Here is a 25,284-nt window from a genome sequence, read left to right as displayed (position 1 = left end):
AACGGCAGGTTACTCCTGCCGTTTTTTTTGTCTGTTACGCCGGGCTGGCGATGCCGAGGCGGGCAAGAAAGCCGCTAATCCCTTCCCGGGCCAGCAGATCGCGAAGCTGCAGCTGTTCGGCCGGAGTCATCAGTTGCAGGGTTTCCGTGATTTGCCGCCAGACCACGTCAGCCTCATTGACCAGATAAGCGCCGGGCGATTCCGCCAAATGATTGTCGGTAAACAGATGGCGCCTGGCAGGCGCATTGGTCAGAAATTCGAGCACCGGTTTGTCGATGACCACCAGTCGCGCGCGTCCTCCTTTGACGCCGGGTATCGCTTCCGTGCGCCATTTTTGCTGGCGAACCCAGCGATTGATCGTTTGTCTGGCCAGTCCCAGGCAGTCGGCGAGCTCTGCGGGTGTCATTTTATCTTTCAGTTTCATCATGCTTTACCGATCGCGGATCCCTAACCGAAGCAGTAACCCGGTGATCCCTTCGCGCAGCAACAGCGACATCAGCTGCTTCTGCTCGCTGGGAGTGAGCTCTTTGCTAAGGGTCAGCAGCAGCGATTCCAGATCGCTGTCGTGGGTAGAATAGGCGCCTGGTGTCTCTGCCACGCGCTGAGCGCTGCGGATAAACTCCCTGACTTGCTCATTGACATGGACCAGCCGCGCTTTGCCACCCTGGACGCCAGGCCGCGGAGAGGTTTGCCAGCCTTCTTTCCGCACCCATTTATTGATGGTTTGCCGGCTATAGCCGGTCAGGTGGGCGATTTCTTCAGGTGTCATTCGTTCCTTGAGCATACTATTTCCTGAGTAAATGTATGGGAATTAGCTGCACATGTTATAGCATCCTTTTACGTGAAAAAGTGACCTGTTTAACTTCTGGCTGCGATAAGGCTCGCAATGTCAGCAAGTTGCCTGCTTTTTCAGCGATTGAATTGCGAAGGATAATTTTGCCGTTGACACCTGAGCGAGGAATTCATATTATGCCGCCCGTCAACACGACACGCTTTACGTTACGGGGCTATAGCTCAGCTGGGAGAGCGCTTGCATGGCATGCAAGAGGTCAGCGGTTCGATCCCGCTTAGCTCCACCAAAATTCAGAACCCTCGCCTCGGCGGGGGTTTTTGTTTTTAGCTGTTTTCATGTAAAGCACTTTCTGGTTAAGTCAGTTAATCTCCAGCTATTAAAATCGAAAGTAATTTCAGACTTTTTCCTGATAATTCACCTTGCCTGCCCTAAATAAGCAACATAACATTTCCCCCATTAAACGTAATGAGGTTGCCGGAGTTTTAATTAACAATAATGCTTGATAAAATTAACATTAATATCAAAAAAACTCTGTTGGCCTTTCTCGTCAGTTTAGTCGCTATTCCGCTGGCTCGTTTTATTTCACCGCAAACGGTTATTGATGGCAATCTTATTTATATTGCCTGGCTGCCAATCAGCGTGATGTTTTCTGTTATTTTTATCTTTGGCCGCTATGCGATCGCACCATTAATTCTCGCGTTTGCCATTACCAATAGCTTTCTCATTGAATTAACGCTGTCACAGGCGCTTATTCTGCTCTTTTGTCAGCTGTTTGCTGTGTTTGTCTCCTGCGCTGTTTTACGCCTGATGGTGGGCAAGCGCTGGCGGTGTGGCCCCACGGCGAAACATATGGGGGCGCGGATCTTCTGGGGCGGCTTCTTCGCGCCGGTGCTGTTGAAAATCACCATGTACCTTGCCGGGCAATATTTTGCGTTTCCATTATCTATTACCAGTTACTTTGGTAGTATGCCGTTGATTTATACCGTAATAGATATCCAAAGTTTAATCAGCGCGGCATTAATTTTTACGACGTTTCTTTATTATCCAATGCGGATGATTATCAGTCCGCACTATGCCCGACGTTTCTGGCGTCAGGAATGTTTACCATGGCTGGCACCCAAACATCGTTCTTTTACCCTATATTGGTTTATCTCGCTGGCGCTTTTATTAACTTTACTGTGTGCGCCGTATCAGTCTGAATTTATTGCCGGTTATTTAGTTCCGGTGATATTTATTGTCTACTTTATCGGGATTAGCCGGATTGGTCATGCGCTGCTGCGTATTTCATGGTCTGTCTCAGCCTTTTTGCTGGTGGTGTATAATAAAAACTTTCTCCAGGGCGTCCAAAGCGAGTATTCATTATCCTTTGTGCTGTCAGTCCTGATCTCCTTCACTATCTGTTTGTTTTATATGGCAGACACCTATGCCCGCAGCGATCGCAATAAACGCCGCTGGCGTAGCCAGGCGGAAGAGGATCCGCTGACGGGCTTACCTAATCTGCGCGCGCTGGTGAGCCATTTACAGAGCAGTCCTCTGCAGGCTATCTGCAGCTTGCGTATCGATAATCTCGATTTTCTTAGCCGACATTATGGGCTAATGATGGGCGTGGACTGTAAACGGCAAATCATCCGGGCGCTTCAGCCGCTGTTGGGGGCAACGGATAAAGTCTTCCAGGTTCCCGGCAGCGAATTGATCCTCGTGCTTGACGGGCCGGACCCTGCGGCGCGGCTAAACCATATGGTCGCCATCCTCAACCACAAAAAGTTCAGCTGGCATAATCAGCCGCTGGATCTTGAGTTTGGCGCGGCATGGAGCCGTGATGACGGTCAGGGTGAGACGCTGCACCAGATGCTGGGCCAGCTCAGCTGGCTTTCCGAACAGGCGGGCAGTGAACGCCGGGTACTGGCGTTGGATGAGGAGCAGGAGCTGGTGGTGGATCAAACCACCGAGCAGGTACGCCTCCTGATGCGCGTCAAGCAGGTTCTCAAAGAGCGGGCGCTGGTGCTCTATGCGCAACCGATTCAAAACGCGGAGGGGGAGGGCTATCATGAGATCCTCACGCGCATGCGCTGTGGTGACGGCGTCATTATGCCGGATCAGTTTATTCCGCTGATTGTGCAGTTTAACCTCAGCCAGCGTTTTGACATGCTGGTGCTGGAGACCCTGTTCAGTTCGCTCCATCAGCATCCCGGCCAGCGGTTCTCGGTCAATCTGCTGCCTTCAACCCTGATGCAAAAAGACAGCGCGGCGCAGATTATCGCGCTGTTTCAACGCTATCGCATTTCGCCAGATCTTATCACCATTGAGGTGACCGAAGAGCAGGCTTTCTCCAATGCCGACACCAGCCAGCAAAATCTCGACGCGCTGCGCGCGTTTGGCTGCGCCATCGCCATTGATGACTTTGGCACCGGTTATGCGAACTATGAACGACTGAAGCATCTGCAGGCCGATATCATTAAGATTGACGGCTGCTTCGTCCGCGATATTCTGACGGACCCGCTGGACGCCATTATGGTGAAATCGATTGTCGAAATGGCGCGGGCGAAACAGATGAGCGTGGTGGCGGAATATGTCGAAAGCGAACCGCAAAAAGCGCGCCTGCTGGAACTGGGCGTGAATTATCTGCAGGGTTACCTGGTCGGTAAGCCTCAGCCGTTGGGCGAATGACGGGTAAAAAAAAGCCGGGCGTTGCCCGGCTCAGATGACAGGCGCCTGTTACAGAACCAGTGCCGCAATCGAAGCGGACAGCACGCTAACCAGCGTGGAGCCGTAGACCAGCTTCAGACCGAAGCGAGAAACCACGTTACCCTGTTCTTCGTTCAAGCCTTTGATCGCCCCGGCGATGATGCCGATAGATGAGAAGTTGGCGAAGGAGACCAGGAAGATAGAGATAATGCCTTCCGCACGCGGAGAGAGCGTCGAGGCGATTTTCTGCAGATCCATCATGGCGACGAATTCGTTGGAGACCAGCTTGGTGGCCATAATACTGCCCACCTGCAGCGCTTCGCTTGCCGGCACACCCATCACCCAGGCAACCGGGTAGAAGATATAGCCGAGGATCCCCTGGAAGGAGATGCTGTAGCCGAACCAGCCGGTCACGGTGGCGAACAGGGCGTTCAGGGCCGAGATCAGCGCGATGAAGCCGATCAGCATCGCCGCCACGATAATCGCGACTTTAAAGCCCGCCAGAATGTACTCGCCCAGCATTTCGAAGAAGCTCTGGCCTTCGTGCAGATTCGACATCTGCAGATTTTCTTCGCTCTCTTCCACGCGGTACGGGTTAATCAATGACAGAACGATAAAGGTGCTGAACATGTTGAGCACCAGCGCCGCGACGACATACTTCGGCTGCAGCATGGTCATGTACGCGCCTACGATCGACATCGACACGGTGGACATCGCCGTCGCCGCCATGGTGTACATGCGGTTGCGCGACATTTTGCCGAGAATATCTTTATAGGCGATAAAGTTTTCCGACTGACCGAGGATCAGCGAGCTCACGGCGTTGAAGGATTCCAGCTTGCCCATGCCGTTGATTTTCGACAGAACGGTACCGATGGCACGGATGACAATCGGCAGAATACGAATATGCTGCAAAATACCGATCAACGCGGAAATGAAGACGATAGGGCACAGAACCTTAAGGAAGAAGAAGGCCAGACCTTTATCGTTCATGCTGCCGAACACGAAGTTTGTCCCTTCGTTGGCAAACCCGAGAAGCTTTTCAAACATCTCAGAGAAGCCTTTCACAAAACCCAGACCAATATCGGAGTTCAGGAAGAACCAGGCCAGCAGGACTTCGATGACAAGCAGTTGAACAACATAACGAATACGGATCTTTTTACGGTCGTGACTGACCAACAGGGCCAGTATAGCCACCACAACGATCGCGAGGACAAAATGCAAGACGCGGTCCATAGTTGCTCCAAATATGAGGCAGGTTAAATTTCCGTGCACATTCTATGCAACGGCTTTAAAGAAAACGAGATCAATTGCACACTATTGCAAGGAACTGTGACCAATGGCAAAAATAGTGATCAAACATCCACTTTTGTTATGTTACGTAAAGGTTTTAAAAGTTGCATTCTTGTACTACTCTTAGTACTGGGCACGCTCTCGTGTTCTAACGCCCGTTTCTCATTTCCGGCCAGCTATTGTTCCCGCCTATCACAGCAATCATTATCTCCATTTTAAATGAACTTGATAATCATTCGCATTTTGATAGCATGAAACATAGCAAAGGCTATATTTCCAGAGGCAGAAGATGACTAGCAGTCGCGTTGAGAATAGCAGTAGTCGCGCCGCGCGCAAGGTGAAGCTCGCCCTCATGGGGCCCGCTTTCGTCGCTGCCATTGGCTATATCGACCCCGGTAATTTCGCCACTAACATTCAGGCTGGCGCCAGCTTTGGCTATCAGCTGCTGTGGGTCGTGGTATGGGCCAACCTGATGGCGATGCTGATCCAGGTTCTCTCTGCCAAACTGGGCATTGCCACCGGCAAAAATCTGGCCGAGCAGATCCGTGACCATTACCCGCGCCCGGTGGTGTGGTTCTATTGGGTGCAGGCGGAAATCATTGCGATGGCCACCGACCTGGCTGAATTTATCGGCGCCGCGATTGGCTTTAAGCTGGTACTGGGCGTGTCGCTTCTGCAGGGGGCGGTGCTGACCGGGGTGGCGACCTTCCTGATCCTGATGCTGCAGCGGCGCGGGCAAAAACCGCTGGAGAAGGTGATCGGCGGGCTGCTGTTGTTTGTCGCTGTGGCCTATGTCGTGGAGTTGATCTTTTCTCAGCCCGCGCTGGCCCCCCTGACAAAAGGGCTGGTGATCCCTACGCTGCCCAACGGCGAGGCGGTATTCTTAGCCGCCGGGGTACTGGGGGCGACCATTATGCCGCACGTTATCTACTTACATTCCTCGCTTACCCAGCATCTGCACGGCGGTACGCGGAAAGAACGCTATAACGCGACCCGCTGGGATGTGGCGATCGCCATGACCATTGCCGGGTTTGTCAACCTGGCGATGATGGCGACCGCCGCGGCGGCATTCCATTTCAACGGCCATACCGGCGTCGCCGATCTCGATCAGGCTTACAGAACGCTGGAGCCACTGCTGAGCCACGCGGCGGCGACCATCTTTGGTCTGAGCCTGGTCGCTGCAGGTTTATCATCGACGGTAGTGGGTACCCTGGCAGGGCAGGTCGTCATGCAGGGGTTTATCCGCTTTCATATTCCGCTGTGGTTTCGCCGGGCGGTCACCATGCTGCCGTCGTTTGTGGTGATCCTGCTGGGGCTGGATCCTACGCGTATCCTGGTGATGAGTCAGGTGCTGCTGAGCTTTGGTATTGCGCTTGCTCTGGTGCCGCTGCTGATATTTACCAGCAATGCGCAACTGATGGGCGACCTGGTGAATACCCGCTGGGTGAGAGTCACTGGCTGGGTGATTGTCGCCATTGTGGTGAGTCTGAACGGCTGGTTAATTGTGGGATCGCTGCTCGGCGTGGCGTAGTTCTTGACCCGCGCTGGTTAAAGCAAAGGGGAGCCAATGGGCTCCCCTTTTCGTCTGTTAGTGATGACCATGGCCATGGCCACGTCCGCCCGGGCCTCGTCCCCAGCCGCCGCGGTGGTCGTCGCGGTCGCTCCAGCCAGCACGATAGCCGCGCTCCCAGGCCTTATTTTTACCCTTGTCCCAGCCGCGGTGCCAGCCGTTGTCATGTCGATGCCAACGGTTATCACGCCATTCATAGTGACGACGCCAGTAATCACGGTCGCGCCAGCCGCCACCGTCCCAGTAGTTACCGTAATTGTCACGATCGCCTATTTGTAATTTTACCGATGGCAGCAGGGTGATTTCACCAGCGTTAGCGACTAGTGGCGCTGCGGCCAGCAGTACTGCTGCCAGAATCAGTGACCTGAACATACTCTTCTCCTTCACGATCGGGGCCGTAAGCGGCCTGTTAACCTGATATTACGGGCCGGTAAAGACCCGCCGCATCGGACGAACTCCGAAAGCGCAGAAAAGAGCACTTTTTGCTAAAGTAACATTTGCTTTACAGCGCAAGGATGGCGTCGATGGCCGCGCACTCTTCGGTGCTGAAATGGCGATTCTGCAGCATGCCGACGGCATCATCCAGCTGCGCGGTTTTGCTGGCGCCGATCAGCACGGAGGTCACTTTCTCCTCGCGCAGAACCCAGGCCAGCGCCATCTGCGACAGCTTCTGCCCGCGCTCTTCCGCTATCGTATTTAGCTGACGAATTTTTTCTAATCGCGCGGCGGTCAGTTGCTCCGGCTGCAGAAAACGACTGCTGCTGGCGGCGCGAGAGTCGGCCGGGATACCGTTCAGATAGCGATCGGTAAGCTGTCCGCCCGCCAGCGGTGAAAACGCTATACTTCCCACCCCTTCCGTCTGCAGAAAATCCAGCAGCCCCTCTTCCGCACTGCGTTCGAACATCGAATAGCGGGGCTGGTGAATGACGCAGGGCGTACCGAGGTCGTTAAGGATCTTCACCGCCTCCTGCGCCTGGGCCAGCGGATAGTTGGAGATCCCGACGTACAGCGCTTTACCCTGACGGACAAGATGATCGAGCGCACGCATTGTTTCCGTCAGTGGGGTCTGCGGGTCCGGGCGGTGATGATAAAAAATATCGACATACTCCAGCCCCATGCGCTGCAGGCTCTGGTTAAGACTGGCCACCAGATATTTGCGTGAACCCCAGTCGCCGTACGGGCCGTCCCACATGGTGTAGCCCGCTTTGGTGGAGATGATCAACTCATCGCGATAGGGCTGGAGCGCCTCTTTCAGAATGCGGCCAAAATTGCTCTCTGCTGAACCCGGCGGCGGCCCATAGTTGTTGGCGAGGTCGAAATGAGTTATGCCAAGGTCAAACGCGTGCAGGAGCATCTGCCGGCTGATCTCCACGCGCGTTTCGTCGCCAAAGTTGTGCCACAGGCCGAGAGAAATCGCCGGGAGCTGAAGGCCGCTGCGCCCGCAGCGACGATACTCCATCGTTTGATATCGCGTCGTGCTTGCCTGGTAAACCATTCTTCCTCCGCAGATAAAACAGGGTGTGTATACGTTTACACTAATCAATGTTCTGCATGGAGTACACTGCTTTTTGGGCGTAACTATTGCTTTACACCGGCTTTATCGTCCCCCTTCTGGACAGGCGGATCGCTTATTCAATACTCAAATTACACCTGCACCAAAATGAGGATAATGGACATGCAACCGACCTACACTATTGGGGATTATCTGCTGGATCGCCTCGTTGGCTGCGGTATTGACCGCTTGTTCGGCGTACCAGGAGATTACAACTTACAGTTTCTCGATCGCGTCATCGCGCACAGCGCCCTGGGGTGGGTCGGCTGCGCCAACGAGCTGAATGCGGCCTATGCCGCTGACGGATATGCGCGCATCAAAGGGGCCGGTGCGCTGCTGACCACCTACGGCGTCGGCGAACTGAGCGCGCTGAACGGCATTGCGGGTAGCTATGCGGAACATATTCCGGTATTGCATATCGTCGGCGCGCCCTCTACCGGCGCTCAGCAGCGTGGCGAACTGCTGCACCATACCCTCGGCGATGGCGATTTTCGCCATTTCGCCCGCATGAGCGAGCAGATCACCTGCAGCCAGGCGCTGCTGACCGCCGGCAACGCCTGCTATGAGATCGACCGTGTCCTGCGCGATATGCTGACGCATCATCGGCCCGGCTATCTGATGCTGCCGGCCGATGTCGCCAGAGCGGCAGCGATTGCCCCAGCCCAGCGCTTACTGGTGGAGCCCGCTCCGGCGGATGAAAACCAGCTCGCCGGGTTCCGAGAACATGCCAGCCGCCTGCTGCGGGGCAGCCGACGCATTTCTCTGCTGGCGGATTTCCTGGCGCAACGCTATGGCCTGCAGAACACGCTCCGGGAGTGGGTGGCGAAAACCCCCATCGCCCATGCCACCATGCTAATGGGCAAGGGGTTGTTCGATGAGCAGCTGAGCGGGTTTGTCGGGACCTATAGCGGGATCGCCAGCGCCCCGCAGACCCGGGAGGCGATTGAAAACGCCGACACCATCATCTGCATTGGTACGCGCTTCACCGACACTATCACCGCGGGATTCACCCAGCATCTGGCGCGGGAGAAGACCATTGAGATCCAGCCCTTCGCCGTCAGGGTGGGCGACCACTGGTTCAGCGGCGTGCCGATGGATCAAGCCCTGGCTGCATTAATGACGCTTTCCGCCCCGCTGGCGGCGGAGTGGGCGGCGCCTCAGGTCGTGGCGCCGGAAGTGGAAGAGGAGGCCGAAGGCGAGTTAACCCAGAAGAATTTCTGGTCGACTGTGCAGGATGCGCTGCGCCCCGGCGATATTATCCTCGCCGATCAGGGGACGGCGGCGTTTGGCATCGCGGCGCTTAAGCTTCCCTCTGAGGCATCGCTGATCGTTCAGCCGCTGTGGGGGTCGATTGGTTTTACCCTCCCGGCCGCCTATGGCGCGCAAACCGCGGCGGAAGAGCGGCGGGTGGTGCTGATTGTCGGCGATGGCGCCGCCCAACTGACGATTCAGGAGATGGGCTCTATGCTTCGCGATAAGCAAAAACCGCTTATTCTGTTGCTGAATAACGAAGGGTATACCGTGGAGCGGGCGATTCATGGCCCTGAGCAGCGCTACAATGACATCGCCCTGTGGGACTGGCAGCGGCTGCCGGAAGCCTTCGCCCCGGACGTTGTTTCTCGCTGCTGGCGGGTCACGCACACGGCTGAGCTACGGGAAGCGATGGCGGAAAGCATCACCTCCGATACCCTTACCCTGGTCGAAGTGATGCTACCGAAAATGGATATCCCCGATTTCCTGCGTGCGGTGACGCAGGCGCTGGAGGAACGAAACAGCCGCGTTTAGTCGGTATGTCGTTTGGCAATCATCAACGGCCTCCCGGCCAGCAGCAGCCAGGCCGGGAGCATCACAATGCACAGCAGCGGTAGCAGCGTCGTATCCGGGACCACCACGGCGGCCATAAACAGGCTAAGCCAGCCGTCGCGGGTGACGACCAGCACCATGCCGAGAATGGCGCAGGAGACGGTGATCGCCGCTGGCACGGCATCCACGTGGGCATGCAGCATCAGCCCCAGCGCCACCCCGACGAAGACCGCCGGGAAAATCCGCCCACCGCGGAAACCGCTGGCGGAGGCGAGCACCAGGGCAGCCAGTTTGACCAGCGCGATGAGCAGAAAATCCGCGGCGGTTAGCGTCTGGCTGAAAGCCAGCTGCTGCATCTCATCCAGCCCCTTAAACAGCGTTAAGGGCCCGCCAATAGTCCCCAGGATCCCCAGCAGCAGCCCGCCGATGCCCAGCGTCAGGATGGGATGTCTCAGGCGATGCATCAGGGCGTGCAGGCGCGGCAGACACCAGACGGCCACCATGCCGACGGCGATAGCAATCAGAGCGACGATCATGCCGCTGATGATATCGACGAAGTGCATCTGGCCATAATGGGGGATCGGCAGCGTGAAATGGGGATGGAAAAACAGCCCGGTCGTCAGCGCGCCCGCGGCGGCGGCAAGCAGCGGCGCAAAAAGACGATCCCACAGCGGCGACTCGTTGCTGCTGTTGAGGGTTTGCGAAAAAATCAGCGCGGCGGCCACCGGGGTGCCAAAGAGGGCGCCGATGGTGCCTGAGGCCGCGAGGATGGTCCAGTCCAGCGAGCTGACGCGCGGAAACAGCCGTGAACCGACGGCGACGGCCAGCGCAATATTCACCACCATAATCGGATGCTCCGGGCCGAGACTGACGCCGCCGGCAAGGCCGAGGATCAGCGCGGCCAGCAGTCCGGGCAGCGCGCCGGTAGCAATGGGGGCGCCAATGAGCGATTCGGTCGCCGGATCCGGCCCGGCGTGTCCCGGGCTGTAGCGGACTATCAGGCCCACGGCGATCCCTGTCGCCGTGAGCATGGCGATAATCCATAGCGGGCTGTCAGCGCTGATCCCCAACTGGGTGGGCAGGTTGCTCCACAGCACGCGCTGTAGCAGCGCGGCAACCTTCATCGCGCCGATCAGGATCAGACTGCAGGCGATACCTATCAGGATGGCCGGCACCGACAGGATCAGCATTGTTCTGGCGCGAGGATGGAGCATGAAAATGTCCTTGTTAAAGTTCTGAAGCACTACTTTGCCTTCGTCGGCTGGGGCCGTCGATGCAAATGGTGCTGAAACGATAAAGTTAAGGCGGCGTCTGATTCCCGCGGCGTCGTTTACAGACTACCTTGCATAGATTACAAACTAAATGTGACCTATGTCGCTAAACAAGGGGCGTCTACGCGTTGGACGTTGTTGTTAAGCCGCCATGAATTTACAGTGTGCCAAAAGAATTATTTTGACTTTAGCGGAGCCGTAACGGAATGACAAAATTTGCTTTAGTAGGAGATGTCGGGGGGACCAACGCCCGCCTGGCGCTATGTGATCTGGCGAGCGGAGAGATCTCTCGTGCTAAGACCTATTCCGGGCTCGATTATCCCAGTCTGGAGGCGGTGGTGCGCGTCTATCTGGAGGAGCACCAGGTGACCGTCAACGAAGGCTGTATCGCCATTGCCTGCCCGATCACCGGCGACTGGGTAGCGATGACCAACCATACCTGGGCCTTCTCCATCGCTGAAATGAAGCGCAACCTTGGCTTTGCCCATCTGGAGATAATTAACGATTTTACCGCCGTTTCCATGGCCATCCCGATGCTGAAAGCCGAGCACCTCATTCAGTTTGGCGGCAGCGCTCCGGTGGCGGGCAAACCGATCGCCGTTTATGGCGCCGGAACCGGGCTTGGCGTGGCGCATCTGGTGCACGTTGACAAGCGCTGGGTCAGCCTGCCGGGCGAAGGCGGTCATGTCGATTTTGCGCCGAACAGCGAAGAAGAGGGGATTATTCTGGAAGAGCTGCGCGCCGAGCTGGGGCATGTTTCCGCAGAACGCGTGCTCTCGGGTCCCGGACTGGTCAATTTGTACCGCGCGATTGTGAAATCTGATGGCCGCCTGCCGGAAAACCTGCAGCCGCGCGAGGTCACCGAGCGAGCGCTGGCGGACAGTTGTACCGACTGTCGCCGGGCGCTGTCACTGTTCTGCGTCATTATGGGCCGCTTCGGCGGAAACCTGGCGCTGACTCTCGGGACCTTTGGCGGCGTGTATATCGCCGGGGGCATCGTGCCGCGCTTCCTGGAGTTCTTTAAAGCCTCCGGCTTCCGCGGCGGTTTTGAAGACAAAGGCCGTTTCAAAGCTTATGTTCAGGATATTCCGGTTTACCTGATCGTGCATGAAAACCCGGGCCTGCTGGGCTCCGGCGCGCATCTGCGTCAGACGCTGGGCCAGGTGTTATAAGCGCATCCCTCCCGGGCTACCGTCGTAGCCCGGATGGCGGGACTTCCCGCCTCTACAGATTCATCAGCTGGCGAAACTCTTTCACTTTACTGCGGCTCACCGGCACCTGAAATTCAAGGTCGCGCAGGCGCAGCACATAGGTATTGTTAAACCACGGCTCAATTTCGCGGATCTTGCTGAGATTCACGCAGTACGAGCGGTGGCAGCGAAAGAAATGTGCGGTGGGCAGTTTGCTGCAGAATTCGGTGATGTTCATCGGCATGACGAATGACTCCCGGCGGGTATAGACGAACGTCATCTTTTCATGCGCCTCGGCATAATAAATATCATGAATGCTGGTGACGATTATTCGTTCATCTTTTATCAGATTGATGGTGTCGTTTTCTCGTGGCGCCGCGCTGGTCGCTCCCGCAGCGACGTTATTTTGCTGCTGCCAGGCGGCGGTTAGCTTTTGTAGCATATTGATGATGCGTGACTCCTGGTAGGGCTTCAGGATGTAGTCAAACGCCTCCAGCTCAAAGGCTTCCACGGCGTGCTCTTTCCACGCGGTGATAAAAACGATAAAAGGCTTATGGGCAAACTGGCTGATGTTTTGCGCCAGCAAAACCCCGTCCAGCGACGGAATATTGATATCGAGAAAAATGGCATCGACCTTGTTGTGCTGGAGAAACTTCAGTACGTCCAGGCCATCGTCAAAGCTGCCGACGATCTCCATCTGGCTGTGGGTGTTGATAAGCCAGGAGAGCTCCTGCTGAGCCAGAAACTCATCTTCCACAATAATAACTTTCATCTTTTCTCCGCTCATGACAACAGAGACTCCGTCAGCGCCTGCGGCGTGAGGTGATTGGGGACATAAAAGGCGATTTCTGTTCCTGGCGTCAGGGTGCGGATATGCAACCCCTCGCCGTAGAGGAGCTTCACCCGGTGATGAACGTTAAGCAGGCCGATTTTATTTCCCGGCATTTCGTCGGCTTCCACGCGAGCGACCACGGCGGGATCGATGCCGTTGCCGGTGTCGCGAACGCTGATGCGAACCCGATTGCCGCACTCGTTAATGCCGATCGTCACCACCCCCTTGCCTTTACAGGGCTGGATACCATGAACGATGGCATTCTCCACCAGCGGCTGGATAAGCAGGCTCGGGATCACGCAGCTGACGTCGTCGTCAATATCATAGATGACCGTCAGCTTGTCGCCGAATCGCGCCTGTTCAATGGCGATATAATCTTTGATCTGATACAGCTCTCGTTTGATATCAATCTGCTCATCGTCTTTTAATTCGATGTTATAGCGCAGGTAGCGCGACAGATTAAAAATGAGCTGGCGCGCGGTGTCCGGATTAAGGCGAATCGAGGAGGAGATCGCGTTCAGCGCATTAAATAAAAAATGCGGGTTAATCTTGCTTTGCAGGGCGCGCAGCTCCGCTTTATTGGCCATCTCCCGCAGCTGTTCGGCGCGGGAGACCTCCAGCTGGGTGGAGATAATTTGCGACAGGCCAATCGCCATCTCCTGCAGCGTCGAAGTGATGCGATGGGCGTGGCAGTAATAGATTTTTAGCGTGCCGGTCACCACCCCTTTTTCCCACAGCGGGATCACCATCAAGGAGTGGATCTCCGGCGTGCGGTGAGCTTCATCATTGTTTTTTATAATGATTTTTCCATAACGAATCGCTTGTCGGGTGGTAGGGCTGATGACATCGTCGTGGTGTTGATAGTTGGCCTCCCCCACGCCCACGTAGGCCAGTACATGTTCGGTATTAGTGATCGCCACCGCGTCAGCGGTAATGTCGCGGCGGATAATCTCGCATACCTGGCGCAGAGAATCGCTGTTAACGTGACGAAACAGCGGCAGGGTTTTGTTAGCGATATCGAGCGCCAGTTTTGCCTGCCGCGCCGCGCTGGCCTCCTTTTCCCCTTCCACGCTCTGCACCAGCAGCACGATAAAACCGATGCAGACGCTGCCGAGGATCATCGGGATACCAATTTTAGAGACGATATCCAGGCCGAGGCTCAGGGAAGGCGCCCAGACCACCACCAGGATCATGGTCAGGGTCTCACACACCATGCCGGCCAGAATGCCGATTTTCCACCGTTGATCGCGGGCCACTTTACGGTTAATCAACCCCGACAGCAGGCCTGCGACAATGCTGGTGATAAAGCAGGGTACAGCGGTGACGCCATCGATATCAATCAGGTAGCGGTGTACGCCGGCAATCACCCCGACAATTGCCCCTACCCACGGACCAAACAGGATCCCGCCGGACATGACGGCGATAATGCGCACATTCACCAGCGAACCTTCCACCGGGACGCCGGACCAGGTGCTGAACAGGGCAAACAGCGAGAAAATGGCGGTCACGGCCAGCAGCTCTTTCGGCGTATGGGCCGACTTATGCAACAGTTCGCGGAACAGGCGCAGGCGAATGAGGAAAAACAGGCAAATAAGCATCAGGGCCGCACGATCATAGACCGCCAGCATCATCGTAAAAATTTCGTGCATGGGTGCGCCGCGTCAGTGGCCAGAAAAGAACATGATAAAAAACCTGACGGCAGAAGACCAGCCGCAGAAATATAATGAGGAAAAGGCATGCTTTTTAAAGGGGATTGATGGGAGGCCACCGCGAGAGCGGCAGCCCTGGCTTTTAACGATAAAATTCTGTGTTAAGAAAGATATCAATATGTTACCACTCTTTATACAACTCTGGACTATTCCGGCGATGAACTGCCGTATTTAGCGCCGTCGATACCCGTTTTATATGCCAGGGAATATTTTTTACCGGCCCTCTCGACAACATGTTTTTTTTCAGGTTATTTTCTAAACGAGCCGCAACAGCGGCAGCGTCGCTCGGACGGTCCGGGCGCTAACGTTAATCAGAGGAACCTATGGCTGAATCCAGTCCTGAACGCCGTTTTACGCGTATCGATCGTCTCCCCCCGTACGTTTTTAATATTACTGCTGAACTGAAAATGGCTGCGCGCCGGCGCGGCGAGGATATTATTGATTTCAGTATGGGCAATCCCGATGGCGCGACGCCGCCGCATATCGTGGAAAAACTTTGCACCGTTGCCCAACGGCCTGACACCCATGGTTACTCTACCTCGCGGGGGATCCCGCGCCTGCGTCGCGCCATTTCACGCTGGTATGAAGAACGCTATAACGTTGACATCGATCCGGAATCGGAAGCGATCGTCACCATTGGTTCGAAAGAGGGGCTGGCGCACCTGATGCTGGCGACCCTGGATCATGGCGACACGGTGCTGGTACCAAACCCCAGCTATCCGATTCATATCTATGGCGCGGTGATTGCCGGGGCGCAGGTGCGCTCGGTGCCGCTGGTGGAAGGTGTGGATTTCTTTAACGAGCTGGAACGCGCCATCCGCGAGAGTTACCCGAAGCCGAAGATGATGATCCTTGGTTTTCCCTCGAATCCAACGGCGCAGTGTGTGGAGCTGGACTTCTTTGAAAAGGTCGTCGCCCTGGCGAAGCAGTATGACATCCTGGTCGTCCACGATCTGGCCTATGCCGATATCGTGTATGACGGCTGGAAAGCGCCCTCCATCATGCAGGTGCCCGGCGCGCGCGATGTCGCCGTCGAGTTCTTTACCCTGTCGAAAAGCTATAACATGGCCGGCTGGCGCATTGGCTTTATGGTCGGCAATAAGACCCTGGTGAATGCCCTCGCTCGCATCAAAAGCTATCACGACTATGGCACGTTTACGCCGCTGCAGGTGGCGGCGATCGCTGCCCTTGAGGGCGATCAGCAGTGCGTGCGTGAAATTGCCGAACAATATAAGCGCCGTCGCGATGTGCTGGTGAAAGGGCTCCACGAAGCCGGCTGGATGGTGGAATGTCCGAAAGCGTCCATGTACGTCTGGGCAAAAATACCGGAACCTTACGCCGCCATGGGCTCGCTGGAGTTTGCGAAAAAGTTGCTTAATGAAGCGAAGGTCTGCGTCTCGCCGGGGATAGGCTTTGGCGACTATGGCGATACTCACGTCCGCTTCGCGCTGATCGAAAACCGGGACCGTACGCGCCAGGCGATCCGTGGCATCAAGGCGATGTTCCGCGCCGATGGCTTGCTGCCCGCCGCGAGCTAGCGCTTCGGCGAATACGCCATAACAAAAACGGGAGCCAGTGGGCTCCCGTTTTTTTTGACACCGCTGCAGTCTAGATCATCAGGGCAAAAGTACCGGCCCAAACGATGACCATAAAAGAGAGGCCCATAAAGAAGTATTTCACGATTCATCACTCCACGCGCTTGTGCGACGTTCAAATGAATTAATTGTTCTGTTATTCCTGGGCTGTCGCAGGTGAAAAATCACGTTGCGGCAGCTCGCAATTCTGTGCGCTTTGTGCTCCAGATGGCGCTAATGTACGCCTAAAAAATGAGGGAAACAAGTGGCATTTTTTTATTAATTTTTAGTTACTTAGGAGTGTCGTGATTCGGCGACACATTAATTTCACCCGGTAATAAATTTCACGCCAGCGACGCTGTTAAAACGGATTTTGGCGATGGGCAAAATGGAGGACGGCCAGCGAGGGCGCACGCAATTTCTTTGCTACGCGCCGCCGCCGATTTAATGCTGGTCAGAGGCGCGCGGCCGCCACTCGGCCGGGTAGTGAGCCGGGATAAAGCGCAGTGTGAGCGCCATGAGTAGCAGGACGCAGAGCGCATGCCAGGACCAGTCAAGCGTGTAGTTCCCGCTCAGGCTACGCAACAGGCCGGAAAGCCAGGGGGAGAGGCCTGCGATGATAAATCCGATACCCTGCATAAACGCCACCAGCCGGCCGGCTACCGCCGGTTGTCCAGCGTGATCCAGCGCCAGCACCAGGCACAGGGGAAAGGCGCCACCCAGACCCACTCCACAGGCGATGGCCCACAGCGCTGGGACGTGCTGCGGCAGCCAGATGAAGCCGCAGAAGCCAATGAGCTGTAGCGCCAGAGCGAACAGCAGAAGCTGGCGTCGGTCATCCTGGCGAGCCAGCGCCGGGAGCAGCAGCGCCCCCGCGGTTTGCCCGACGGTCAGCAGCGCCAGCAGTGAGCCGCTGTACTGGGCGCTATCGCCAAGCTGGATATAGTAGGGCGGCAGCCAGGCGATCAGACTGGCGTAACCGGCATTGATCAGTCCGAAATAGAGTCCCAGCGTCCAGGCGCGGCGCTGGCCAATAATCGCGACCCGGGGGGAAGCGCTGGTCTGATGCGGTGCGCGAGGCAATTGCCGGCAAATCGCCAGCCAGCCGAGCAGGGCCAGCAGGGCAGGGAGCGCCCACCAGGCCAGCGCCTGGTGCCAGACCGTACTGCGTGACGCCAGCCATGGCGTGAACGCAGCGCCTAACCCGCCGCCGCCCATCAGCGCCGCCGACCATAGTCCCATCACCAGCGGCGTACGCCGGGCGAACAGACGCTTTATCACCGCCGGGATGGCGGCCTGGATAATGCCGATGCCAATTCCCCCCGCAAGGGCGCTGCTGAGCAGCAAACCGCTATGTGGGGCGCTTTCCCGCAGCAGGGCACCCGCCGCGATAATCAGCAGGCTCAGCGCAATGCTGCGGTTTTGACCAACAGTGCGATCGACCCAGCCGCCGGCCAGCGCGAGCACGCCCATCGCGATGACCGGCAGGGCGGTGAGGAGCGCGACCAGGGTATAGCTCATCCCGCTGGCGGCGCGGATATCCGGCAGCAAGGGACCTATCGAGGTGAGCAGCGGACGCATGTTTATCCCGATGAGTACCAGGACACACAGCGTCAGATTCTGTCGCAGCATGGGCGTCATGGTTGCTGTTCCGCCCAGCGCTGATAAAGTGCCGGCCCCTCCGGCTGCGGGCAGTGGTGGATTGGCAGCGTCTGCCGGGACAGCGGCTGCTGCAGCTGCTGATAAATCGCGGTGGTTGAGAGCTGAAAGGGCTCGCCATCCTGATTACTGTTGGCGAAAAATACTTCCCGCACGCCGGTTAAATAGAGTGCGCTCAGGCACATAGGACAAGGTTGCCCGCTGGCATAGATAACGCATTCGCGCAGCACCTCGCTTCCCAGTCTGGCGGCAAGATCGCGAACGGCATTCAGTTCGGCATGCGCCGTTGGGTCACCGTTCAGATGAAAGGTATTGACGGCTTCGGCGACAATCTCATCATGCCGCACCAGAACGGCGCCGAAGGGGCGGCCACCGTCAGCAATATTTTGTTTTGCCAGCGCTAATGCGCGCTGGAGATAGCGATCGTCAGCGGACATAGTCACTCCTGCATAAGATGATGTTGATGGTGAAAAACGCAGAGGATGGTAGGTAGAGAGTACGTATCTTGTTTCATAAGTTAAAAGACTTATTTATGATGAACCCTATTTGAATTGCTTATAGGTAAGCGGATGCTCCTGCGCCATCTTTCCTACTTTATCGCCGTGGCAGAACATCGTGGATTTACCCGCGCCGCCGCGGCGCTCCATGTCTCCCAGCCTGCGCTGTCACAGCAGATCCGCCAGCTGGAAGCGATGCTGGAGGTTCAGCTCTTTGACCGCTCTGGTCGTTATACCCGCCTGACCGATGCCGGAGAGATCTGGCTGGAGTATGCCCGCCGCGTGTTACGCGATCTTGAGGAGGGGCGGCGCGCCCTGCACGACGCAGAAGATCTGCAGCGTGGTAAACTCCGCATCGCCATGACGCCGACCTTTACCACTTACATGCTGGGGCCGCTGGTGGAGGCGTACTATCGACGCTACCCCGGAGTGAAATTGCTTATCCAGGAGATGAACCAGGAACGGATGGAAACGATGCTCCTGGAGGATGAACTGGATGTGGGAATTGCCTTTGGCGAGAGCCTCTCGCGGGATATTGTGGTTCAGCCGCTGCTGACGGAAACCCTCGCGCTGGTGGTGAGCCGCGCGCATCCGCTGGCTCATGAAAGCCACCTGCAGCTGCAGGCTCTTGACGCACAGCCGCTGATTTTACTGAGCAGCGAGTTTGCCACCCGGGAACAAATCAACCGCTATTGTCGCCGCCATCGGCTCGAACCAGACGTGCGGATGGAGGCCAACTCCATCGGCGCCGTACTAACGGTTATTCGCGGCACGCCGCTTGCGACGCTGCTGCCAGCGGCGATCGCCGGACAGTATGATGACCTCGTGGCCATTGAGCTTAAGCCCGCGCTGCTGCAGCGCACGGCCTGTTTGCTGCAGCGCCAGGGCGCATGGCAGAGCGCTGCGGCGCGCGAATTCATTGCGCTGGCGCGGGAGATCGCGGTAACGCTTGAGCAGGAAAACGGCCAGGCCCTGTATGAGGACCTGCGTCACTTGCCGACGAGCCTGGACTAACGATCGGCTTCGCTGAGGATATCGGCCTCATCGGGCAGGGTATTCTCCCGGAGCATGCCCTCTTCTTTGAGCCTTTCCAGTACGTGATGAAAGAGTTGAGTCTTGTCTGGCTCGGCCATATTCTGTAATTTCTCATTAAATACGGTATGGGACTGAATAAGGTAATGGATAAATTCCAGCAATACCTCATTTTGCGGCAGGACGGTTAATTCCTGATGGATGTAACTGGTTTGTTCCAGCAGCGAATTTTTTGTCACGTCCATAGGCCGGGCGCTAATACTGTGAGCGTATATTTTCTCAATGGCCTGGCTGGTGATATAGATGCGGTTCAATGATATAGCAGAGTATTCGTCTTCATCCGGAATGAAATGACAATAGACAAACGGTTTGTCGGGCAGCATCATGCTGAGTCTGTTTTCGTAAAGAATATCATCAGGCGTCTCCAGTAGCGCCATTAAATTCCGACTGTGTGGGTGCCAGAGTCCGGATGCGGACACTTTTACGTTAAACTGCGTCACCGTATTTCCGCGTAATGTTTCCACCATCGGAATATCGTCATCAAGCCGCAGAATGCTGCGGATATGGGAGTGGGGTGACCAGAAAGTCTCCACTTCCTCGGCAGAGGTAAGCGGATTAAGCGCGGTGGTCACGTCTTTTTCCTGATGAGAAAGGACGGCTATTTTTAATGTTCCCCGCGTCGGATTAAGCTTCAGACAGAGATTGAACGCACCAATATCATGCCAGTGAAGAATGTCTTCAAGTTCGCAGTTTAATAATTTTTGCGCCCGCGCCAGAGAGCAATACTCCATTGGCGGTAAATTATTTAGCTTCCAGATATTCCGTTCTGTAATATTCATAAGAATTGTACGTCGATGAAAAAATAAATCGCCATGGTGAGCAAAAAGCATCGATGACAAGGATTTATTCTTCCCGCTGACTTCCTTTACCTGATTAACAAAACCCATTCACATTGAGAATAATATGTCGATAAGTTGGCTGTTTTTATTGTTTTGCTGCCGCGTATTTACTTTATCCCGTTATCTTATCATCTCTTATTCGTAGAGAAAAATAGTTTGCTCAATATAAGCATTTCTTTCTGGCAGGAATCTTTTTGCAGGAATGTTGAAGGCGAGCACGAGCGGAGTACGAAGAAAGGGACAGTCAATTGGCGACCTTCGTGGTCGGCAGGGGGGCAAACAGACGCCAGTCGCGTCTGTTTGGTGTAGCTGTTGTTATTGTGGCGTCGACAGAAAACGGTCACCCGGCTGCGCGATGGCATACCATGCCATCATCTCTGCGGTGCCCGGTTGGCCTTCGGCAGGCGCCCAGGCCATGGTGTCAACTTCGGCAAGCGGCTGATAAGCACCTTGCTTAACTTCAAAAACCATCCCGCCCGGGTCGAGCGAGAGCACCGTATGCCAGGTACCGGCTTCCATTTCCAGCGCCGTGCAGGTTTCACCCAGCACCACCCGGCGGGTGACTACGCCATTGTCATCAAAATTCAGTACCACAAAGCGGCCTTTCAGGGGCAGCAAAAGTTCGAAGGTATGTCTGTGCCGGTGCGGACGGATATAGGTGCCGGGTTCCATCGCAATGGCGAGGCGCTGTACCGGGTCGCTTAGTTCGGGATGAAAATTGCGATGGGCACGCAAGCGCGGTGCACTGGCTGCCGCTTCGCTCTGCTGCTGCATATCGCTGAGGGTGATCTGTTTCATATCAACGCCTGGCTCCTGTATCGTCCAGAGAAGGTTGCACTGGGGTAGTGGCTTGTGACTGTTTAAGCCAAGGGGCATTGTACGCGGAATGCGCGTTTTTGTCGGTTTATTGTCTGTGCGATTGACTGGGGCGCCCCTTCCTGTCCTGGCTAATCCACTCGTGGATAATTTCGGCAAATTATGATGGCGAGAAGAATATGCCATGGCTGGCGTTTAGGTAATGGTGGGAAATAGCGGTCAACGTTTATATGGTGTCCCCTGCAGGAATCGAACCTGCAACTAGCCCTTAGGAGGGGCTCGTTATATCCATTTAACTAAGGGGACAAGGCGGTGCGAGTATAGCGTTTTTTGCCCGCCTGAGTAAGAGCCATACCGTCTGACTGCTTAAACCCTCGCCACTCACGGCGCTTTTTTTATGCCCGGTCGGCGTTTTTGGCTTTCTCCGCGGCCTGGGCGCGGGCTTCCGCTTTTCGCTTGCTGCTCATATCGTTACGGATCTGCGCATGGCTCAGCAGCGCGAAGATGAAGGTTCCGCCGCAGATATTTCCCGCCAGCGTCGGCAGGGCGAACGGCCAGATAAAGTCGCTCCAGGGCAGACTTCCGTTAAACACCAGATAAAGGATCTCGACCGAACCCACCACGATATGAGTCGTATCCGCCAGGGCGATAAGCCAGGTCATGAGAATAATCACCACGATCTTGGCCGCACCGGCGACAGGAAACATCCAGACCATGGTGGCGACCAGCCAGCCGGAAATAATCGCATTAGCGAACATCTCCGTCGGGCTGTTTTTCATTACGTCTTCGGCGATGCTGACAAAGGCCTGACGAGTTGGTTCATCAAAGACGGGCATAAAATTGAAGGCCCATGCGGCCACTGCGGTACCGATGAGGTTGCCAGCCAGCACCACCGACCATAACCGCATCAGCAAACCGATGTTACCTGGTGTGGGATTGTGCATCACCGGCAGAACGGCGGTAACCGTATTTTCAGTGAACAGCTGCTGGCGGGCCATGATCACGATAATAAAGCCGAAGGTATACCCGAGATTTTCCAGTAAAAACCCGCCCGGGATCCCCTCCAGTTTGACGTGAAAAATCCCTTTTGCCAGCAGGGAGGCGCCCATCGACAGACCGGCCGCAATGGCTGACCACAGCAAGGCCAGCGCATCGCGTTCCATCTCTTTTTCCCCTTCCTGGCGAATATGTTCATGGATGGCCATCGCCCGCGAGGGCAGGCGATCTTCATCCACTTCTATTTCCTCTCCGCGCTGTTTTTCTTCACTTTCGACTTCTCGTTCGTCATCCGCTGGTTTTAATTTGTTATTGTCTAGTTCATCCATTTCGTGGCCCTCGCTATCAATCTATATAGATATAGCGTAGCGGCTTTCCCTGCCGTCTGGCTGGGCATACTCTGAAATCGCAAAAATGGTAACGTCAGATTTTTGTTGCTCCAGTAGAATAGGAGCCCCGCGATCTCGTTATTCCCAGGCTATGATCAAATCAACAACTTGGGTGATATAGACATCGTTCAACGTGCTGTTACAATCGCTCACATCTATACGGGCGGAAACGTTGTCTTTCCGTCATGGATGGCAACTCGCGATAGCCATAAAAACCAGGGAGACACCTATGAATTATCGCCTGTCGGCGCTTGCGCTTGGCGCCACATTGCTGGTGGGATGTGCCAGTTCCAGCTCTGGCGATCAGCCGCAGGGGCGTTCAGACCCGTTAGAAGGGTTTAACCGCACGATGTTCAATTTCAACTTTAACGTGGTTGATCCTTACGTGCTTCGCCCGGTGGCGGTGGCATGGCGTGACTACGTCCCGCAGCCGGCGCGCAATGGTTTGAGCAACTTCACCAGCAACCTTGAAGAGCCGGCGGTAATGGTGAACTCCTTCCTGCAGGGCGACCCCTATAAAGGTATGGTGCACTTTACCCGTTTCTTCCTGAACACCATCCTCGGGATGGGCGGTCTGATCGATGTCGCGGGCATGGCGAATCCGCAGCTGCAGCGCGTTGAACCGCATCGTTTCGGCAGCACGCTCGGCCATTATGGCGTCGGCTATGGTCCGTATGTGCAACTGCCATTCTACGGTAGCTTTACGCTGCGCGATGAAGGCGGTGATATGGCCGATGGCCTCTACCCGGTACTCTCCTGGTTGACCTGGCCGATGTCGATTGGTAAATGGGCTGTCGAAGGGATTGAAACGCGTGCTCAACTGCTGGATTCCGACGGCCTGCTCCGTCAGTCTTCCGATCCTTACATTTTGGTGCGTGAAGCTTATTTCCAGCGCCATGACTTTATCGCCAACGGCGGTAAGCTGACCCCGGCGGACAACCCGAATGCCCAGGCTATTCAGGATGAGCTGAAGGATATTGATTCACAGTAATCTGCGAATGATAAAAAAAGGGTGAACATGTTGTTCACCCTTTTTTGTTGCGTGCGGCTTATCAGAAGCGGTAGTTGAAGTTGGCGCCGTACAGCCAGGCGGTCCCTTCGGAACGGAAGGTATACGGTCCTTCCTTAATTTCAACGTGCTGGCCGTGCATATAGGAAAGACCGACGTCAACCGACGCATCCTTGTTGAACGCGTAAGTGGTACCCGCGCTCAGCCACAGGCGATCCTGGTCAGGAATGGAGATGGAGCGGTTGTTGGCCGGCACCGGGCTGTCATCGAAAGCGATACCGGTGCGGAAGGTCCAGTTATCGTCGTAATAATACGTGGTCCCCAGCGCAAGACGGTAGGCGTCTTTAAAGCCTTCCTCTTTATAGAACAGCGTCTGGCCGTTGCTGCCGGTGGCTTTCAGCTCCTGGAACTGACTCCAGCTGGTGTAGGTCAGGCTATAGTGGACCGCCCACTGCGGTGCCACGCGGTTATAGCCCGACAGCTCCCACATTTCCGGCAGGTTAAGGGTCAGTGAACCGCCAGTGGTCTGGCCGTTAGTGCCCGCTGGCAGACCGAAGTTGCCGAGGATTTGGTTATAGGCCGCCGGCAGGCTGCTGCGGTAGTTACCGTCGAAGTCGATCTTCACCTCGGAACGGTAGGTAAAACCGTAGCGGTTGTTCTTATCCAGCTCATAGAGGATACCGGCATTCCAGCCAAAGCCCCAGGCGTTGCCGTTAAGATGGGCGATCTGCGTGTCGGCAGGGATCTTCGCCACCTGGCCTGCCAGCGCCGGCGGCAGTGCGCCAGAACCAGCGACAATCTGACCCAGGTCACCCGCATAGCGCTCGATCTTCGCCTTGGCGTAGACCGCGTCAAAACCTAAGCCAAAGCTCCAGTTGCTGTCGAGACGGTAGGCGCCGCTCAGGTTGAAGTTCGCGGTGGTCAGGTCGGTTTTACCGCCCATGCTGCCAGCCGCATAGTCATCGTTGTATTCCGTTGCCAGGCCGTAGTTGGAGGTAATGGATGCCCCCCAACCGAATTGATCGTTAATCGGCGCGACAAAGTGGAAGTTGGGAACCCACGCCGTCGGGGCGATATTGTCCGCATTCAGGCTCTTGCCGGTGGGAGAGGTGCCGGAGACATTGACACCCGGGTCAACAAAAACGGCGCCCGCCGACATAGTTGGACGGTCAAACATCATAATTAATGCCGGGTTACGACTGGCATTGCCTGCATCGTCTGCGATAGCCCCTTCACCGGAATAGGCCCGACCCAGCCCTGATGAAGAGAATTCGTTGAGCTGGAAGCCTGCTGACCAGGCCTGGGTGGAAACAAGTGCTACAGCCACTGCAAGGGCAGATTGGGTAAAGCGGGTTTTCTGGCTCATGCCCATAACCTCATTGAGTTATTTTTTTTTAAACTATGTTACATGCCGTAACAGAAGCGCGGAAGTGTAGGGTCTGTGGTACAACAGAGAAATCAGACCAGTGCGCTGAGTATAGGTCTGACCAGATGAGTTGTTGCAAGTTTGTTTATGAAGTTTTTCAATTGTGATAACAGAAACGCGATCCAGCTGGCAAAATTGTCGGGGGGAGTAAGAGGCAGAAAAGCTGATTTTTGTTTTAGATCATTTTTAAGTGTGATTTCTGTCACTTAACGCGGTGATGGCGATTCTCGGCTGGAGGCTCACCGGGGGCAGGGCGTAAAATAGGCACATTATTTGTCTGGCACCGAAGGTG

The 25,284-nt window shown here is 55.7% G+C and carries 22 protein-coding genes, 2 tRNA genes and 2 pseudogenes; 9 read left to right on the top strand and 17 right to left on the bottom strand.

Translation table 11 applies throughout. The annotated features are described in order from the left end of the window. Positions 1-34: 34 nt before the first annotated feature. A complete protein-coding gene (locus A1WC_RS07295; RefSeq protein WP_008803882.1) occupies positions 35-427 on the bottom strand; it encodes a MerR family transcriptional regulator in 393 nt (130 codons plus the stop codon). Between the two features lie 3 nt (positions 428-430). Beyond that, positions 431-784 carry a YfeC-like transcriptional regulator gene (locus A1WC_RS07300; RefSeq protein ID WP_008803883.1) on the bottom strand — a complete coding sequence of 118 codons (354 nt, stop codon included), beginning with the start codon at positions 782-784 and terminating at the stop codon, positions 431-433. A gap of 219 nt (positions 785-1,003) precedes the next feature. Between A1WC_RS07300 and A1WC_RS07305 the strand changes: the two genes are divergently transcribed. Continuing rightward, a tRNA-Ala gene (locus A1WC_RS07305) sits at positions 1,004-1,079 on the top strand. A gap of 209 nt (positions 1,080-1,288) precedes the next feature. Beyond that, on the top strand, positions 1,289-3,460 hold the full coding sequence (locus A1WC_RS07310) for an EAL domain-containing protein (RefSeq protein WP_012967481.1): 2,172 nt from the start codon (positions 1,289-1,291) through the stop codon (positions 3,458-3,460). A gap of 48 nt (positions 3,461-3,508) precedes the next feature. Here the strand turns inward: A1WC_RS07310 and nupC are convergent, their stop codons facing one another. Then, positions 3,509-4,711, bottom strand: a complete 1,203-nt coding sequence (gene nupC / locus A1WC_RS07315; RefSeq protein ID WP_012540950.1) for a nucleoside permease NupC — start codon at positions 4,709-4,711, stop codon at positions 3,509-3,511. 346 nt (positions 4,712-5,057) lie between these two features. Between nupC and A1WC_RS07320 the strand changes: the two genes are divergently transcribed. Then, positions 5,058-6,299, top strand: a complete 1,242-nt coding sequence (locus tag A1WC_RS07320; RefSeq protein WP_012540951.1) for an Nramp family divalent metal transporter — start codon at positions 5,058-5,060, stop codon at positions 6,297-6,299. Between the two features lie 57 nt (positions 6,300-6,356). On the opposite strand, the gene A1WC_RS07325 is transcribed toward A1WC_RS07320, so the two are convergent. Together A1WC_RS07325 and mgrA are read right to left on the bottom strand one after the other, a co-directional pair. After that, the gene (locus A1WC_RS07325) at positions 6,357-6,710 is read right to left on the bottom strand and encodes a DUF2502 domain-containing protein (RefSeq protein ID WP_008803887.1); all 354 of its coding nucleotides are present in this window, start codon (positions 6,708-6,710) and stop codon (positions 6,357-6,359) included. 130 nt (positions 6,711-6,840) lie between these two features. Continuing rightward, positions 6,841-7,833: an L-glyceraldehyde 3-phosphate reductase gene (mgrA, locus tag A1WC_RS07330; RefSeq protein WP_012967483.1), complete on the bottom strand. Its 993-nt coding sequence runs from the start codon at positions 7,831-7,833 to the stop codon at positions 6,841-6,843. 180 nt (positions 7,834-8,013) lie between these two features. Between mgrA and A1WC_RS07335 the strand changes: the two genes are divergently transcribed. Then, entirely contained in the window at positions 8,014-9,675 is a 1,662-nt protein-coding gene (locus A1WC_RS07335) for an alpha-keto acid decarboxylase family protein (protein ID WP_016161611.1), read from the top strand. Here A1WC_RS07335 and A1WC_RS07340 read toward each other — a convergent pair. Next, positions 9,672-10,907, bottom strand: a complete 1,236-nt coding sequence (locus A1WC_RS07340) for an ion channel protein (RefSeq protein ID WP_016161610.1) — start codon at positions 10,905-10,907, stop codon at positions 9,672-9,674. The genes A1WC_RS07335 and A1WC_RS07340 overlap by 4 nt on opposite strands. Positions 10,908-11,170: 263 nt before the next feature. Between A1WC_RS07340 and glk the strand changes: the two genes are divergently transcribed. Continuing rightward, positions 11,171-12,136, top strand: coding sequence for a glucokinase (gene glk, locus A1WC_RS07345; RefSeq protein ID WP_012540954.1), 966 nt, complete (start codon positions 11,171-11,173; stop codon positions 12,134-12,136). A 52-nt stretch (positions 12,137-12,188) separates the two neighbouring features. Here the strand turns inward: glk and A1WC_RS07350 are convergent, their stop codons facing one another. Together A1WC_RS07350 and A1WC_RS07355 are read right to left on the bottom strand one after the other, a co-directional pair. Next, on the bottom strand, positions 12,189-12,926 hold the full coding sequence (locus tag A1WC_RS07350; RefSeq protein ID WP_012967486.1) for a LytR/AlgR family response regulator transcription factor: 738 nt from the start codon (positions 12,924-12,926) through the stop codon (positions 12,189-12,191). An 11-nt stretch (positions 12,927-12,937) separates the two neighbouring features. After that, entirely contained in the window at positions 12,938-14,635 is a 1,698-nt protein-coding gene (locus A1WC_RS07355) for a sensor histidine kinase (protein ID WP_016161609.1), read from the bottom strand. On the opposite strand from A1WC_RS07355, the pseudogene A1WC_RS28445 reads away from it, so the two are divergent. Next, positions 14,634-14,744, top strand: a pseudogene (locus tag A1WC_RS28445) (hypothetical protein); the annotation flags it as partial. The gene A1WC_RS07355 and the pseudogene A1WC_RS28445 overlap by 2 nt on opposite strands. 11 nt (positions 14,745-14,755) lie before the next feature. Here A1WC_RS28445 and A1WC_RS26560 read toward each other — a convergent pair. Then, positions 14,756-14,930: pseudogene (locus A1WC_RS26560) on the bottom strand (phytanoyl-CoA dioxygenase); the annotation flags it as partial. A gap of 88 nt (positions 14,931-15,018) precedes the next feature. Between A1WC_RS26560 and alaC the strand changes: the two are divergent. Then, positions 15,019-16,233: an alanine transaminase gene (gene alaC, locus A1WC_RS07360; protein WP_008803894.1), complete on the top strand. Its 1,215-nt coding sequence runs from the start codon at positions 15,019-15,021 to the stop codon at positions 16,231-16,233. Between the two features lie 70 nt (positions 16,234-16,303). Here alaC and ypdK read toward each other — a convergent pair whose 3' ends face one another. The 3 genes from ypdK to A1WC_RS07370 all read right to left on the bottom strand — a co-directional run bounded on the left by ypdK (position 16,304) and on the right by A1WC_RS07370 (position 18,365). Beyond that, the gene (gene ypdK, locus A1WC_RS27600; protein ID WP_099119320.1) at positions 16,304-16,375 is read right to left on the bottom strand and encodes a membrane protein YpdK; all 72 of its coding nucleotides are present in this window, start codon (positions 16,373-16,375) and stop codon (positions 16,304-16,306) included. A 338-nt stretch (positions 16,376-16,713) separates the two neighbouring features. Next, positions 16,714-17,910: a cyanate transporter gene (locus A1WC_RS07365; RefSeq protein WP_016161608.1), complete on the bottom strand. Its 1,197-nt coding sequence runs from the start codon at positions 17,908-17,910 to the stop codon at positions 16,714-16,716. Continuing rightward, positions 17,907-18,365 (bottom strand): nucleoside deaminase, encoded by a 459-nt coding sequence (locus tag A1WC_RS07370; RefSeq protein WP_016161607.1) that lies wholly within the window; start codon positions 18,363-18,365, stop codon positions 17,907-17,909. The genes A1WC_RS07365 and A1WC_RS07370 overlap by 4 nt, the downstream gene beginning before the upstream one ends. Before the next feature lie 132 nt (positions 18,366-18,497). On the opposite strand from A1WC_RS07370, the gene cynR reads away from it, so the two are divergent. After that, positions 18,498-19,439, top strand: coding sequence for a transcriptional regulator CynR (cynR, locus tag A1WC_RS07375; RefSeq protein WP_008803897.1), 942 nt, complete (start codon positions 18,498-18,500; stop codon positions 19,437-19,439). On the opposite strand, the gene A1WC_RS07380 is transcribed toward cynR, so the two are convergent. From A1WC_RS07380 to A1WC_RS07395, 4 genes are all read right to left on the bottom strand, one after another. After that, a complete protein-coding gene (locus tag A1WC_RS07380; protein WP_016161606.1) occupies positions 19,436-20,296 on the bottom strand; it encodes a hypothetical protein in 861 nt (286 codons plus the stop codon). The genes cynR and A1WC_RS07380 overlap by 4 nt on opposite strands. 375 nt (positions 20,297-20,671) lie before the next feature. Continuing rightward, the gene (locus tag A1WC_RS07385; RefSeq protein ID WP_008803899.1) at positions 20,672-21,154 is read right to left on the bottom strand and encodes a WbuC family cupin fold metalloprotein; all 483 of its coding nucleotides are present in this window, start codon (positions 21,152-21,154) and stop codon (positions 20,672-20,674) included. 249 nt (positions 21,155-21,403) lie between these two features. Beyond that, a tRNA-Arg gene (locus A1WC_RS07390) sits at positions 21,404-21,478 on the bottom strand. Between the two features lie 89 nt (positions 21,479-21,567). Further along, on the bottom strand, positions 21,568-22,497 hold the full coding sequence (locus tag A1WC_RS07395; protein ID WP_008803900.1) for a formate/nitrite transporter family protein: 930 nt from the start codon (positions 22,495-22,497) through the stop codon (positions 21,568-21,570). Between the two features lie 289 nt (positions 22,498-22,786). On the opposite strand from A1WC_RS07395, the gene mlaA reads away from it, so the two are divergent. Beyond that, on the top strand, positions 22,787-23,548 hold the full coding sequence (gene mlaA / locus A1WC_RS07400; protein WP_008803901.1) for a phospholipid-binding lipoprotein MlaA: 762 nt from the start codon (positions 22,787-22,789) through the stop codon (positions 23,546-23,548). A gap of 61 nt (positions 23,549-23,609) precedes the next feature. Here the strand turns inward: mlaA and fadL are convergent, their stop codons facing one another. After that, a complete protein-coding gene (gene fadL / locus A1WC_RS07405; RefSeq protein ID WP_012967490.1) occupies positions 23,610-24,932 on the bottom strand; it encodes a long-chain fatty acid transporter FadL in 1,323 nt (440 codons plus the stop codon). Positions 24,933-25,284 lie beyond the last annotated feature (352 nt).

This window comes from Klebsiella sp. KTE92 (assembly GCF_000398905.1).
Taxonomy (GTDB): Bacteria; Pseudomonadota; Gammaproteobacteria; order Enterobacterales; family Enterobacteriaceae; genus Klebsiella; species Klebsiella variicola.
This window is presented reverse-complemented; position numbering and strand designations above follow the sequence as displayed.